This is a genomic window from Sphingomonas sp. R86520 (assembly GCF_042466285.1).
Taxonomy (GTDB): Bacteria; Pseudomonadota; Alphaproteobacteria; order Sphingomonadales; family Sphingomonadaceae; genus Sphingomonas.
In genome coordinates, this window is the sequence record NZ_JAXHBZ010000001.1 from 2,511,267 (window position 1) to 2,525,489 (window position 14,223).

The following is a 14,223-nucleotide window of genomic DNA, read 5'->3' on the forward strand; positions in this document are numbered from 1 at the left end:
TGGGCGGGAAGGACAACAAACGAGTTTCGGAGAATACAGATGAGCGACCAGTTGACGCTCGCAGCCGAGACGCGTGACCGGGTTGGCAAGGGAGCCTCCCGGGCGCTGCGTCGTGATGGCCGCGTGCCTGCCGTGATCTACGGCCTGAACCAGGAACCAACCTCGGTTCACCTCGAGGAAAAGGCGCTGATGAAGGCGCTGATGACCGGCCACTTCATGAATTCCGTCGTAATGGTCAACGGCGTGCGCACGCTCCCCAAGGACGTGTCGTTCCACCCGGTTTCGGATCGCCCGATCCATGTCGACTTCCTGCGCATCGGCGAGCATTCGACGGTTACCGTCGCAGTGCCGATCGTGTTCGCGGACGAAGACGACGCGCCGGGCATCAAGAAGGGCAAGGGCGTCCTCAACATCACGCGCCACGAGATCGAGCTGGTCGTCGATGCTTCGGATATCCCGAGCGAAATCGTGATCTCGCTGGCTGGTCGTGAGATCGGCGACTCGATCCACATCAGCGACGTGACGCTGCCCAAGGGCGCGACGCCCGCGATCGACGACCGCGACTTCGCGATCGCCACGATCGTGCCGCCGACCGTCCCGACCGTCGCCGACGAGGAGCTCGAGGCCGAAGTCGCCGAGACGCAGGCTGCCGAGGCTGCTGCCGAGGACGAGGCTGCGGTCGAGCCGAACGACGACAACAACGACGACGACAAGATCACCACCCAGAAGGACTAATCTCCTTCGTTTTCGGATGATCTGGCGGGCGGGATGGCTAAGGGCTTTCCCGCCCGTTTCGTTTTGCAAGCCATTCGCCTCACGCAAAGCCGTCATCCCCGCGCCCTCCCCGTCATCCCCGCGCGGGCGGGGATCCAGACCCTCGGACCTTTCTGACGAATCGAGAGGTTTGCCACTATGGGTTCCCGCCTCCGCGGGAATGACGGTAGGGCGGCGCGGGCAGCGGCCAACTCTTGGAGAATTACACGTGCAGATCTGGGCGGGACTCGGCAATCCGGGGGCGCAATATGCGATGCACCGGCACAATGTCGGGTTCATGGTCGCCGACGCGATCGCCGAGGTGCACGGCTTCGGCGCGGTCAAGAAGCAGTTCCAGGGCTGGACGCAGGAGGGGCGGATCGGTTCGACCAAGATCCTGCTGCTGAAGCCCGCGACCTTCATGAACGAGAGCGGCCGCGCGATCGGCGAGGCGTTGCGCTTCTACAAGCTCGGCGTCGAGGCGCTGACGGTGTTCCACGACGAACTCGATATCGCAGCCTTTCGCGTGAAGGTGAAGACCGGCGGCGGGACCGCGGGGCATAACGGCCTGCGCTCGACCGACCAGCATCTGGGGCCGGAATTTCGGCGCGTGCGGCTGGGGATAGGGCACCCGGGGCACAAGGATCGCGTCACCGGCTATGTGCTCGGCAATTATGCGAAGGCCGAGATCGAGCCGCTCTCCGACATGCTCGGCGCGGTCGCGGCGGAGGCCAAGTGGCTGGCGGAGGGCGACGACGTCCGCTTCATGAACGATGTCGCGTTGAGGATGCAGCCATGACCACCCGCTCTTTGTTTGCCACGCGGTTCTATGAGGCCGATCTCGGTGACGACGATCTGGTCGAGGAACTGGAGGATGCCGCGCGTGAACTCGCCAAGGCGGACCGCGCGGGGATCGCGTGGTCGAAGGAGCATGGGTATCGCGGGTACACGTCGTACGCGTCGCTGAACGACCTGCCGCTGCGCGATCCGCGGTTCGGGGATCTGGTTCGGTTGCTGAACAAGCATGTCGCGGCATTCGTGAAGGATTGTGCGTTCGATCTTGGCGGGCGGAAGCTGAAGCTCGACAGCTTCTGGGTGAACGTCCTGAAGCCGGGTGGCGCGCATTCGGGGCATATCCATCCGCATAGCGTCGTGTCGGGGACGATGTACGTTGCGATTCCCGAGGGGGCCGGGGCGCTGAAGCTGGAGGATCCGCGGTTGCCGATGATGATGGCGGCGCCGACCCGCCTGGAAGATGCGCCGGAGGATCTGCGGACGTTCGTCTATGCCGAGCCAAAGCCTGGGAGCGTGTTTCTGTGGGAGAGCTGGCTCAGGCATGAGGTCGTGCCGAATGCCGCCAAGGGCGAGCGGATTAGTATTAGTTTCAATTATCGGTGGTGACTGGGTGCGGGCGGCCCGGTGTTTTAGATCGCACCACCCCGGCGAAGGCCGGGGCCCAGGTGGGGAAACGTCGCTAACGAAGGACTGCCCTTCATCACATCGGCCTTCCCGACTGGGCCCCGGCCTTCGCCGGGGTGGTGGTGTTGCTGTACCTTCCCCCCTCCCCTTCAGGGGAAGGTTGGGGTGGGGCTTGGCCGCAAATGCATGCGCTCGTGGCACTGCCCCACCCCGCCCCTCCCCTGAAGGGGAGGGAGTTGGGGCGGCACTCGTTGAGCGCCGCCCCCTGCCCGATCAGGCCGTCTCCATCGAGGCCATGTCTATGACGAAGCGGTACTTCACGTCGCTCTTCACCATGCGCTGATACGAGGGTTCGATCTCGTCCATGCGGATCATCTCGATGTCCGACACGAGCCCGTGCTCATTACAGAAATCGAGCATCTCCTGCGTTTCGGCGATGCCGCCGATCAACGAACCGGCGATCGTGCGGCGCTTGAAGATCAGGGCGCCGACCGAGGGCGAGGGATGCGGATGCTCGGGGACGCCGACCAGCGTCATCGTGCCGTCGCGCTTCAGCAATGCCGTGAACGTGTCGAGGTTGTGGCTGGCCGCGACGGTGTTCAGGATGAAGTCGAAGCTGTTGGCGTGCTCGGCCATCGCGGCCTCGTCCTTCGACACGATCAGGTCCTTTGCGCCGAGACGCTTGGCGTCCTCGCGCTTGTTCGGCGAGGTCGAGAAGACATAGACCTCGGCGCCCATCGCGTTGGCGATCTTGACGCCCATATGGCCGAGACCGCCGAGACCGACGATGCCGACCTTCTGGCCGGGGCCGACCTTCCAATGTTTGAGCGGCGAATAGGTGGTGATGCCAGCGCACAGCAACGGCGCGACCGCCGCGAGATCGCGCTCGTGGTGCGTGACCTTCAGGACGAAGCCCTCGTCGACGACGATGTGATCAGAATAACCTCCGAAGGTATGGCCGCCGAGCACGGGATCGGGACCGTTATACGTGCCGACGAAACCGGTCGTCTCGCAATATTGCTCTTCGCCGTCGTTGCACGATGCGCAGTGGCCACAGCTGCCGACCATGCACCCGACGCCGACGACGTCGCCGACCTTGAACTTGGTGACGTCGTCGCCGACCGCGGTGACGTGGCCGACGATCTCGTGGCCGGGGACGCACGGGTAGAGCGTGCCTTCCCATTCGCCCTTGGCGGTGTGGAGGTCGGAATGGCAGACGCCGCAGAACGCGATGTCGATCGCGACGTCGGTCTTGCCGGGTTCGCGGCGTTCGAAGCTGAACGGGGCGAGCGGGGTTTCGGGAGATTGCGCGGCGTAGCCGTGGGCGGTCGTGGTCATGGAATTCCTGGGATTTTGGGAGTGGACGCCGATCATAACCAGCGAGCGGTGACATCTCTACCGAGCGGTACGATAATTTTGCTGCATTGCGGCAATCGAGTGGTTCGATCATGCCCAGCATCGAGCGTGCACTCCACCCCGGCGGAGGCCGGGGCCCAATTGGAATGGTGGATTTGACGACGCGCAGACCATCGTTAGCAACGTCCCCCAATTGGGCCCCGGCCTTCGCCGGGGTGGTGGAGAAACAGTGTGGCGCCCAAAGATGCGCGCCAGCGTCCTTGCTGGCCTTCCGCACCGCCCTGCACTACAGCGCCACCACATTCTTATACCAAGGGCATATCATGGGTTTTCGCTGCGGCATCGTGGGGCTGCCGAACGTCGGCAAGTCCACTCTCTTCAACGCGCTGACCGAGACGGCCGCGGCGCAGGCGGCGAACTATCCGTTCTGCACGATCGAGCCGAACGTCGGTAACGTCGGCGTGCCCGACAAGCGGCTCGACGCGCTCGCCAAGATCGCCGGATCGCAAAAGATCATCGAAACGCAGCTGGGCTTCGTCGACATCGCCGGCCTCGTGCGCGGTGCGTCGAAGGGCGAAGGGCTCGGCAACCAGTTCCTCGGCAACATCCGCGAGGTCGACGCGATCGTCCACGTGCTGCGCTGTTTCGAGGACGGCGACGTGACGCATGTCGACAACAAGGTCGATCCGATCGCCGACGCCGAGACGGTCGACACCGAGCTGATGCTGAGCGATCTCGAAAGCCTCGAGAAGCGCGTCCCCAACCTCGCCAAAAAGGGCATGCAGGGCGACAAGGAAGCCAAGATCGGCGCGGCAGTGCTCGGCCAGGCGCTCGAACTGCTCCGCGAAGGCAAACCCGCGCGGCTGACCGTACCGAAGGACGAGGATGAGGCGCGCGTGTTCGCGCAGGCGCAGTTGCTGACGGCGAAGCCCGTGCTGTACGTGTGCAACGTCGACGAGGGCGATGCGGCGAACGGCAATGCGCTGTCGGCGCGGGTGTTCGAGAAGGCGAAGGCCGAGGGTGCCGAGGCGGTCGTGGTGTCGGCGGCGATCGAGGCGGAAATCGCGACGATGCCGGCGGAAGATCGCGGCGAGTTCCTCGGCGAGCTGGGGCTGGAAGAGACTGGCCTCGCGCGCGTCATCACCGCCGGGTACAAGCTGCTCCACCTGCTGACGTTCTTCACGGTCGGCCCGAAGGAAGCACGCGCCTGGACCGTCCACGAGGGCGCGACCGCACCGCAGGCGGCGGGCGAGATCCACGGCGATTTCGAAAAGGGCTTCATCCGCGCCGAGACGATCGCGTTCGACGACTTCATCGCACTGGGTGGGGAATCGAAGGCGCGCGAGGCGGGCAAGCTGCGTGCGGAAGGCAAGGCGTACGTCGTCCACGACGGCGACGTGATGCACTTCCTGCATAGCTGACGCGGTACAAACGGAGCGGCTGCAGGCGAATCGCGCTGCGTCGCCTGGCGGCGCGAGGATGTTTCGGGCGAATGCGTGGGCCCGGTGCGGCCATGCAGACGTTATCTATCCATGCCGAACCCCGACCACCTTCGCGCCGCGTATGAAGCCGGACTGAAAGTCGGGCGCGAAGAAGGCCTCCCCGCGCAGTGCCCGTTCGGCCAGGGGGGACCGCTGGCGGAGAGGTTTGCGTGGCTCTCAGGGTTCAGCGTCGGGAAAGCCGTTCGCCTTCGCAAACCTGACTGAGCTGGGCTGAGCTGGAACGGGTCGGCGTGGCGCGGACGGGACTCGATCGGCCGAGGCGGTGGTTGTCGGTCTGCGCGTCGAAGCGTAGATAGTGCGTGATGATCGCGCGTTTGATCCTAGCCCTGCTCGTTGCGACGTTCGCGTTTCCCGCGGTCGCGCCGGCGGCGTGTCATGACGGTCAGGGGGCCGCGACCCATTCGGTGAACATCGCCGCGATGAACGGTACCGGTGACGGGACGCAGCACCACGTCATGTCGCACCGCGGGACGGCGGGCGCCCGCGAGATGTCGAACGGCAAGAGGGCCGACGACCGTGCGACGCCGCCGCATGGCTGTATCGGGTGCGTGCCCCCATCGAACTGGAGTTCTGCGCGAATCGAGAGCGTCGTGCCGCGTGACGCTGCCATGCTCGTCGAACACGCAGCGGTGTTTGAGCTCGGGACCGCCGCCGCGCCGGGTTTGCGACCACCTCGGGAGGCGTGATCGTCGGGTGCCGATGCGCCCCGGTTTCAGCCTATTCCGAAGGATTACAGACGATGACTCGATCGATGTTGCTCGCGGCGGTTGCCGCGGCGGCGTTGCTGCCGGTTTCTGCGACAGCGCAACATGCCATGCAGCACGGCGCCGGCATGACCATGCCGATGCCCGATGCCGCCCCCAGGAGGACGCCTGCCAAGAAGACCAAGCCGCGCGTGGCGGCGGCACGTCCGGTGGTTAGGACGACCGTCGCTCCCGCCGCGAAGAAGGCTGGGGAGACGGTCGAAGCCGCGGCGATGGATCACGCCGGGATGGAGCCCAAGCCGCCGGCCGCGTCGCCAAGCGCGGCAATCGCGCCCGCTGAGATCATGTCCGACGCGATGCCAGGCATGGAGCATTCGCAGATGGACCACGCAATGCCCGCCGGACGGATGGAGCATGGCGCCATGCCTGAAGGTGGCATGGACCACGGCGCCATGAGTCATATGACGATCGCCGACCCGGCCTATCGCACGGCGTCCGATGCGGCGCTGGCCAAGATGCCGACGGGTTCGGCGATGGCGGGGATGGCGATGGGCACGTCCGCCGGCTTCTATGGCCAGGGGAGCGGCACGTCGCGGCTACCCGCGGCCGAAGGACCGATGCGCGGGTACATGACTCAGGCTGGCGAATGGATGCTGATGGCGCATGGCTATGCATGGGGTGTCGCGACCGATCAGGGGGGGCCGCGTGGGCGCAGCGAGGCGTTCGTCGAGTCGATGGCGATGCTGATGGCGGACCGCGACCTGGGCGACCGGTTCCATATCCAGCTGCGAACGATGAACAGCCTGGAGCCGTTGATGGGCGCGCGCGGCTATACCAATTTGTTCGCGACCGGCGAGCTTGCGAACGACCAGCCACTGGTCGATCGGCAGCATCCTCACGACCTGTTCATGGAGCTGGCCGCGAAGGTCGATTACCGGCTTGGGAACGGGGCGAGCGTGTTCCTGTATGGCGGGCCGATCGGCGAACCGGCGCTGGGGCCTAGCGCGTTCATGCACCGGGGGTCGGCGCGGTATCAGCCGATGTCGCCGATCACGCATCACTGGTTCGATTCGACGCACATCGCCTACGGGGTGGTGACGGCGGGCTATGCGACTCCGGCGTTCCAGCTGGAGGCGTCGGCGTTCAAGGGGCGCGAGCCGGACGAGCATCGCTGGAACATCGAGACGCCGCGGCTCGATTCGTGGAGCGTGCGGGGAACGTGGACGCCGTCACCGTTCTGGGCGGTGCAGGTGAGCCACGGTCACCTGAAGGAGCCCGAGGCGCAGCATCCCGGCGAGGACGAGAACCGCTCGACCGCCAGCGTGCAATATGCGCGGGCGGGGCTGGCGACGACGTTTGCGTATAGTCTCAAGGACCGCGTGCCGGGGGAGACATTGAGCGCTTTCCTGGCGGAGGCTACGTACGAGCTGACGCCGCGGCATGCGGTGTTCGGGCGCGTCGAGAACGTGGCGAATGACGAGCTGTTTCCGGACGAGGCCGATCCGTTGCACGATCGGAAGTTTCGCGTGACGAAGGCGGAGGTCGGGTATGCGTACCGGTTGCCGATCGTCGGGCCGCTGGGGTTGGCACTCGGCGGGACGGTAGCGGCGTATGCCAAGCCGGCAGCGCTTGAGGCTGCGTATGGGAAGACGCCAGTAAGTTGGACGCTGTTCAGCAAGCTGGCGGTGGGGTTGTAGGCGTACCTTCCAAAATGTTTCCCCGCGAAGGCGGGGACCCAGACTGGGCTCCCGCCTTCGCGGGAGAACAAGGGGTGACGAGTTCACCTCCCCACGGACCGCTTCCACTCGCCGGTCGTGCCGAGTAAGGACCGCGCGAAGTCGCAACCTGCTCGGGACGAACGGTTATGATGAAGATGACTGCGTTGGCATTCCTCGGGCTGACCCTGGCCGGGTGTGCGTATCCGTACACGCCCCCTGTCCTTGCGCAGATCACCGCGCCCGCGCCCGCGCCGACCATGATGGCAGCGATGACTCAGCCGGGCGAGACGCGTACGCCGGTCACGATCCTCGTGTCGATCGACGGCTTCCGGCCGGATTATCTCGACCGTGGCGTCACGCCGAACCTCAATCGGCTGCGTGCCGGCGGCGTGTTTGCGAGCATGCGGCCGTCGTTTCCGAGCATCACCTTTCCCAATCATTGGACGCTGGTGACCGGCCTGCGCCCCGATCGCAGCGGGATCGTCGGGAACAAGATGGAGGATCCGGCGCGGCCGGGCGAGACGTTCACGATGGCGACCGACGATCCGTTCTGGTGGAGCGAGAGTTCGCCGATCTGGGTCGATGCGGAGAAGGCGGGCATCCGTACCGCGACGATGTTCTGGCCAGGCGCGAACGTCGCGGTCGGTGGCACGCCGAAGCCCGACAGCCACGGCGCGATCGAAGGTGGTACGCGGCCGGAGGACTGGCAGCAGTTCAACCAGCAAGTGTCAGGTACGCAGCGGGTCAACGCGGTGCTCGACTGGATGCGGCGGCCTGCTGCGATACGACCCAAGCTGGTGACGCTGTATTTCGATACCGTCGACAGCGCGGGTCATGCAGGCGGTCCCGACAGCGCGGGTGTGACTGCGGCCGTCGCCGACGTTGACGCGAGCATCGGGGCACTGGTCGATGGGCTCGCCGCGCAGGGCCAGCCGGCGAACCTGGTGATCGTCGCCGACCACGGCATGGCGGCAACGAGCAGCACGCGGGTCGTGGCGCTGGATGCGATCGCGGACAAGGCGGATTACCGCGTGGTCGAGACCGGTCCGTATGCGAGCCTGTTCGCGATGCCGGGGCATGAGGCGGCGCTGGAGGCACGGTTGCTGACGAAGCACGATCATCTGCAATGCTGGCGGAAGGGCGAGATCCCGGCGCGCTTCCATTATGGGCGCAATCCGCGCGTGCCGAGCTATCTGTGCCTCGCCGATGTCGGCTGGCGCGTCGATCCGAGCGCGCCGACCAAGGCGTCGAGCGGCGGCGCGCATGGCTATGACAATATGTCGCCCGAGATGCGCGCGCTGTTCATCGCCAACGGGCCGGCGTTCGCACGGGGCAAGACGATTGCGAGCTTCGACAACGTCGCGATCGAGCCTTTGCTGCGCGACTTGATCGGCCTGCCGGCGGAAGCGGGGCTGGACGGCACCGACGCCCCCTTCCAGAAGGTGATGCAACGATAAGAGGAGAGGCGCGCGTGCAGTATTTCGAGGATATCGAGGTCGGTCGGACCGCGTCGTTCGGGACCTACGCGGTTACCCGCGAGGAGGTGATGGACTTCGCCGCGAAATACGATCCGCAGCCGTTTCATCTGTCCGACGACGCTGCCGCGCAGACGCATTTCGGTCGGCTGTCGGCGAGCGGCTGGCATACGTGCGCGATGGTGATGTCGATGGTCGTCGCCAACCTGAAGGAGAACCGGCAGGCTGGACTCGGATCGCCGGGGATCGACGAACTCAAGTGGATGAAACCGGTATATCCGGGTGACACCCTGCGCTGCGAAACCGAGATCCTGGAAAAGCGCGTGTCCGCCAGCCGACCGGAGATGGGGATCTTCAAGAGCCGGATGCGGGTATTCAATCAGGACGACGTGATGGTGATGACGTTCGTCTCGAATGGACTTGTAGCTACGCGCCCCACGGAAGCGCCGGCCGGTTGATTGCGCCCTTCAGTCTCAAGGGTAGCCGGCTGTCGTTCTGAGCCTGCCACGGTTCACGCGAAGGCGGTAAGGCGCAGAGCAATCTCTAGCGGCGGAACCTCGGGTGAGGTTCGCCGCCATCACCAAGGACCGCCGCCCTCGTACAAGCTCCCCGCCGCGCCTTGGCGCCTTCGCGCGCCCCTTCTCCGGTTATTGCGCCGGACGACCGCCGCCGCGGTTGCCGCCACCCTGACGTCCACCGCCTTGCCGGCCACCGCCGAAGCGCTGGCCGCCGCCGCGATTGCCCCGGAACGCACCGTCGCCCCGATTGCCTCGGAAGCCGCCTTGGGCCTGGGGTTGCTGCGGGTTGACGACCTGGCCAGGCTGCGCTGGCTGGCCGGGTTGACCGAACTGGCCGCGACCGGGACCGCGACCCCGATCGTCGCCACGGCCCGGACCCCGGTTGCCGAACTGTCCCTGACCGGGCGTGCCGGGATTGCCCTGGTAGCCCGGGCGGTTGCCGCGCCAGCCATTGTCGCCACGATTGCCGCGGTTGGCAAATCCGCCCCAATTGCCGCGACCGCCGTCGTTGGCGTTGCCACGATACTGTTGGCGGCCCTGCCAATAGCGCTGCTGGTCGCCGTTCCAGCGGTGCGGACGGCGATAGCGATCGTAGACGTACACACCCGAACCAGGATAATAATAATCGCCGGCCCAGCCATAATAGGAGTTCAGGCCGCCATAGCCCGAGAACCCGTCATAGCCTGCGCCGTAATAGCCGTCGCCATAATAGCCATCGCCGTATCCGCCCGCATAATATGGGTCGCTGGCATAGCGGACGCCCACGCCGCCATAGCCGTATCCGTCGGTGCAGCCGGCGACACCCAGTCCAAGGCCCAAAGCTAGGCCGATAATGCCGAAGCGCTTCATAAACATGGAGATTCTCCCATACGTGGAGAGCGGACCCTACGCGCCGCCATTCACCGCATAACGGGAGCGGTATGCCGCAAGTTCCATGAATGGGGTCTGACGGGTTTTGCGGCAGGTCAGGCGGAAGCTTGCACCAGCCGGGGCCCCTCCCCGTATCATTCCCTCACGAACGCCGGCGAACACGATTGGTCGGCGTTTGCCGCGATAGCGCGATCAGTGGCCGGCGACGTGGATACGCGCTGTCGCTTCGAGACTGTCGGCACAGCGGCGAGCGAACAAGTCGCTGCACGGCACTGCGCTACGGCGAAAACAAAAACGGCGGACCAGGCTTCTCGCCCGTCCGCCGCTCCCCGTATCCATGCGCGCTCGACGCGAGCACGCTGTCACCATCAATGCTTAACGTCGCGCCAGACGTTCTGGTACGCGCCCCAGGCGAGGCCGCAGAAGATCAGGATGAAGATGATCGACGCGAACCCGGCGGCGTGGCGTGCCTCCAGATTAGGCTCGGCGGTCCAGGTCAGGAACGCCGCGACGTCGGTCGACATCTGCTCCTTCGTGGCCTTCGTCCCGTCCGCATAGGCAACCTGGCCATCCGACGTCAGCGGCGGCGGCATCGCGATGTTGAGGTTCGCGAAATACGGATTGTAGTGGAGCCCGTCCGGCGTCTTGATATCCGGGAACTGCTTCAGCAGCGCGGCCGGCTGCGTCGCATAGCCGGTCAGCAGCGAGTGGACGTACGCGGTGCCGTCCTCACGTGCCTTGGTGATCAGCGAAAGGTCGGGCGGCAGCGCGTTGTTGTTCGCGGCGCGGGCGGCGATCTCGTTGGCGAACGGCGACGGGAAGTGATCCGACGGGATGTTCTTGCGCGTCGCCGGCTCGCCGGTTTCCGGATTAATCGACGGCTGCTCGATCACCCACTGGTTGGCGATCGCCTTAACCTCGGGGTCGGTATAGCCGATCTTGGTGAGGTCGCGGAACGACACCAGCCGCAGCGAGTGGCAGGCCGAGCAGACTTCCTTGTAGACCTGGAAGCCGCGCTGGAGCTGGCGACGGTCGAACTTGCCGAACACGCCGTTGGAGGCGAGCTCGAGTTCCCGCGGATGCTTGTGCGCGACACTCTCCGCGGTCGGCGCGACGGGATCGGTGATGACCCCCGCGACGCTGCCGAAGAGCGCGATGCCGAGCACCAGCACGAAGGCCGCGCCGACCAGGGATGCGATGAGACGAACCATGTGTGTGTCCTCTAGTTCGTATCAGTGCGCGGCGTGCGGCGCGGAGGGCGCGGACGCGGTCGACAGCGCGGTCTGCGCCGGGCTGGTACCACCATGCTTCGACAATACCGCTTCGGTGATCGAGTTGGGCAGTGGCCGCGGACGCTCGGAGCGCGAGATAATCGGCAGGATGATCAGGAAATGCGCGAAATAATACGCCGCGCAGATCTGGCTGAGGATCACGTAGAACGCGTTCGCCGGCGCACCACCGCAATAGCCGAGCACGAAGATGTCGACGACCAGCACCCAGAACGCGATCCGCGCTTTCGGACGGTAGTTCATCGAACGGACCGGCGAGCTGTCGAGCCAGGGCAGGAAGAACAGCAGCAGGATCGAGCCGAACATCGCCAGCACGCCCCAGAGCTTCGCCGGCAGGATGAAGTCCGCGGTGAAGGCGCGCAGGATCGCGTAGAACGGCCAGAAATACCATTCAGGGACGATGTGCGCGGGCGTCGAGAGCGGGTTCGCCGGGATGTAATTGTCCGGGTGGCCGAGATAGTTCGGGAAGAAGAACAGCAGCCCGGCGAACACCAGCATGAAGATGCCGAGCCCGAAGCCGTCCTTCGCCGTGTAATAGGGGTGGAACGGGACGGTGTCCTGCTCGCCCTTCACGTCGACGCCGGTCGGGTTGTTCGAACCCGGGATGTGCAGCGCCCAGATGTGCAGGATGATGACGCCCGCGATCACGAACGGCAGCAGGTAATGCAGCGAGAAGAAGCGGTTGAGCGCGGCATTGTCCGGTGCGAATCCACCCAGCAGCCAGATGCGGATGGTATCGCCGACCAGCGGGATCGCCGAAAAGAACCCGGTGATGACCTGCGCGCCCCAGAAGCTCATCTGGCCCCAGGGAAGCACGTAGCCCATGAACGCGGTCGCCATCATCAGCAGGAAGATGACCACGCCGAGCAGCCACACCATCTCGCGCGGCGCCTTGTACGAGCCGTAATAGAGCCCGCGGAAGATGTGCGTGTAGACGACGATGAAGAACATCGAGGCGCCGTTGGCGTGCGCATAACGCAGGAACCAGCCCGCGTTGACGTCGCGCATGATGCTCTCGACCGAGTCGAATGCGACCAGCCCGTTGGCGGCATAGTGCATCGCGAGAACGATGCCGGTGATGATCTGGATCGCCAGCGCGGCGCCGGCGAGCACGCCGAAGTTCCAGAAGTAATTGAGGTTGCGCGGCACCGGATAACCGGCGCCGACCGCGTTGTAGACGAGCCGGGGAACGGGAAGCCGCTCATCCAGCCACCGCGTCAGCGGCAGCTTCGGTTCGTATTGCTTGGCCCAGGGAAAGCTCATGTCGTTTTCCTCAGCCTACCGTGACGACGGTATCGGAGTTGAAGGCGTATTCCGGCACGTGCAGATTCTGCGGTGCGGGGCCTTTGCGGATGCGCGCGGCGGTGTCGTAGGCCGAGCCGTGGCACGGACAGAAATAGCCGCCGAACGGGCCCTTGTTCTCGCCCTCGCCCGCGCCGAGCGGGACGCAGCCGAGATGCGTGCAGACGCCCAGCGTGATCAGCCAGTTCTTCTTGCCCGCCTTGGTACGCTGTTCCAGCGTCTGCGGATCGCGCAACGTCGAGATATCGACCGCGTCGGCTTCCGAGATTTCCTTCGGCGTCAGGTTGCGCACGAACAGCGGCTGCTTGCGGAAGCTGGTCTTGATCGCCTGGCCGGGAAGGATCTTCGACAGGTCGATCTCGGTGGTCGACTGCGCGAGCACGTCGGCGCTCGGGTTCATCTGGTTGATCAGCGGCAGGACGATCGCGACCGCGCCGACGCCAGCGAACGATACGGCGGCGATATTGATGAAATCACGGCGGCGAGGGTCATGGGCCTCTTCGTGAAACGGCTCTGGCGATTCGCCGGGGGGAACCATGTCGTCGACTGTCGCCATTCATCTCGCCCTTGCACGTTATTTTTTTCGTGGCCTGGCGGGACCTTCGATTCCGTCGAACCGTATCCCCACCCTGCCCGACCGTCCCCACGGAGGCTGGCCTTTGATAGACGGCGGGACTCGGCTTTGCCAACTGCATTTTGCTTTCGGACGGCCCGGCGCTAGGGCGACGGCCATGCGTATTGCCCTTTACCAGCCCGATATCGCCGGAAATGTCGGCGCGATTCTGCGCACCGCGGCGTGCATGGGGATCGGCGTCGACCTGATCGAACCGATGGGATTCACCTGGAGCGAGAAGGCGGTCGCGCGCTCGGGAATGGATTATGTCGGCGCGGTAGACGTGGTGCGGCATGTCGACTGGGACACGTTCCTGGCGCAGGTGACGGGGCGGATCGTGCTGCTGACGACGAAGGGCGCGGTGCGGCTCGACGTGGCGGCGTTCCGTGAGGACGACGTGCTGCTGATGGGGAGCGAGGGGACCGGGGTGCCGGAAGAGGTCCACGCGCGCGCCGATGTCCGGGTGCTGATCCCGATGCGACCTGGCTTGCGGTCGATGAACATTTCCGTGGCGACGGGGATCGTCGCGGCCGAGGCTTTGCGACAGACGGGCGGCTGGCCGGCTTGAGGTGCAGCCCTCGCCTTGACCCCCACCCCGTTCGTGCCGAGTAGAGACCGAGCATGGTCGAGGACTCGTATCGAGGTACATGTCTCTCGATACGCCATCTCGACAAGCGCTCGACGACTACTCGAGACGAACGGAA

The 14,223-nt window shown here is 65.4% G+C and carries 14 protein-coding genes; 9 read left to right on the forward strand and 5 right to left on the reverse strand.

Annotation, left to right across the window (positions count from 1 at the left end; translation table 11 throughout):
* Positions 1-39 precede the first annotated feature (39 nt).
* The 3 genes from SJY41_RS11395 (at position 40) to SJY41_RS11405 (ending at position 2,154) form a co-directional block, all read left to right on the forward strand.
* Positions 40-735 carry a 50S ribosomal protein L25/general stress protein Ctc gene (locus tag SJY41_RS11395; protein ID WP_380781777.1) on the forward strand — a complete coding sequence of 232 codons (696 nt, stop codon included), beginning with the start codon at positions 40-42 and terminating at the stop codon, positions 733-735.
* Between the two features lie 247 nt (positions 736-982).
* Positions 983-1,552 (forward strand): aminoacyl-tRNA hydrolase, encoded by a 570-nt coding sequence (gene pth / locus SJY41_RS11400; protein ID WP_380781779.1) that lies wholly within the window; start codon positions 983-985, stop codon positions 1,550-1,552.
* The gene (locus tag SJY41_RS11405; protein WP_380781781.1) at positions 1,549-2,154 is read left to right on the forward strand and encodes a TIGR02466 family protein; all 606 of its coding nucleotides are present in this window, start codon (positions 1,549-1,551) and stop codon (positions 2,152-2,154) included. The genes pth and SJY41_RS11405 overlap by 4 nt, the downstream gene beginning before the upstream one ends.
* A 291-nt stretch (positions 2,155-2,445) precedes the next feature.
* Here SJY41_RS11405 and SJY41_RS11410 read toward each other — a convergent pair whose 3' ends face one another.
* Positions 2,446-3,510: an NAD(P)-dependent alcohol dehydrogenase gene (locus SJY41_RS11410; RefSeq protein ID WP_380781783.1), complete on the reverse strand. Its 1,065-nt coding sequence runs from the start codon at positions 3,508-3,510 to the stop codon at positions 2,446-2,448.
* Positions 3,511-3,851: 341 nt separating this feature from the next.
* Between SJY41_RS11410 and ychF the strand changes: the two genes are divergently transcribed.
* From ychF to SJY41_RS11435, 5 genes are all read left to right on the forward strand, one after another.
* Positions 3,852-4,949 (forward strand): redox-regulated ATPase YchF, encoded by a 1,098-nt coding sequence (gene ychF, locus SJY41_RS11415; RefSeq protein WP_056047251.1) that lies wholly within the window; start codon positions 3,852-3,854, stop codon positions 4,947-4,949.
* Positions 4,950-5,332: 383 nt separating this feature from the next.
* Positions 5,333-5,716, forward strand: coding sequence for a hypothetical protein (locus SJY41_RS11420; protein WP_380781785.1), 384 nt, complete (start codon positions 5,333-5,335; stop codon positions 5,714-5,716).
* 53 nt (positions 5,717-5,769) lie between these two features.
* The gene (locus tag SJY41_RS11425) at positions 5,770-7,431 is read left to right on the forward strand and encodes a hypothetical protein (protein WP_380781787.1); all 1,662 of its coding nucleotides are present in this window, start codon (positions 5,770-5,772) and stop codon (positions 7,429-7,431) included.
* 170 nt (positions 7,432-7,601) lie between these two features.
* Positions 7,602-8,909: an ectonucleotide pyrophosphatase/phosphodiesterase gene (locus SJY41_RS11430; protein ID WP_380784123.1), complete on the forward strand. Its 1,308-nt coding sequence runs from the start codon at positions 7,602-7,604 to the stop codon at positions 8,907-8,909.
* Positions 8,910-8,923: 14 nt separating this feature from the next.
* Positions 8,924-9,385: a MaoC family dehydratase gene (locus SJY41_RS11435; protein ID WP_380781789.1), complete on the forward strand. Its 462-nt coding sequence runs from the start codon at positions 8,924-8,926 to the stop codon at positions 9,383-9,385.
* Between the two features lie 189 nt (positions 9,386-9,574).
* On the opposite strand, the gene SJY41_RS11440 is transcribed toward SJY41_RS11435, so the two are convergent.
* From SJY41_RS11440 to petA, 4 genes are all read right to left on the reverse strand, one after another.
* On the reverse strand, positions 9,575-10,300 hold the full coding sequence (locus SJY41_RS11440) for a hypothetical protein (protein ID WP_380781791.1): 726 nt from the start codon (positions 10,298-10,300) through the stop codon (positions 9,575-9,577).
* Between the two features lie 383 nt (positions 10,301-10,683).
* Positions 10,684-11,526 (reverse strand): cytochrome c1, encoded by an 843-nt coding sequence (locus tag SJY41_RS11445; protein ID WP_380781793.1) that lies wholly within the window; start codon positions 11,524-11,526, stop codon positions 10,684-10,686.
* Positions 11,527-11,547: 21 nt separating this feature from the next.
* Positions 11,548-12,867: a cytochrome bc complex cytochrome b subunit gene (locus SJY41_RS11450; RefSeq protein ID WP_380781795.1), complete on the reverse strand. Its 1,320-nt coding sequence runs from the start codon at positions 12,865-12,867 to the stop codon at positions 11,548-11,550.
* Positions 12,868-12,877: 10 nt separating this feature from the next.
* A complete protein-coding gene (gene petA / locus SJY41_RS11455; protein WP_380784124.1) occupies positions 12,878-13,444 on the reverse strand; it encodes a ubiquinol-cytochrome c reductase iron-sulfur subunit in 567 nt (188 codons plus the stop codon).
* A gap of 193 nt (positions 13,445-13,637) precedes the next feature.
* On the opposite strand from petA, the gene SJY41_RS11460 reads away from it, so the two are divergent.
* A complete protein-coding gene (locus SJY41_RS11460) occupies positions 13,638-14,087 on the forward strand; it encodes a tRNA (cytidine(34)-2'-O)-methyltransferase (RefSeq protein WP_380781797.1) in 450 nt (149 codons plus the stop codon).
* Positions 14,088-14,223 lie beyond the last annotated feature (136 nt).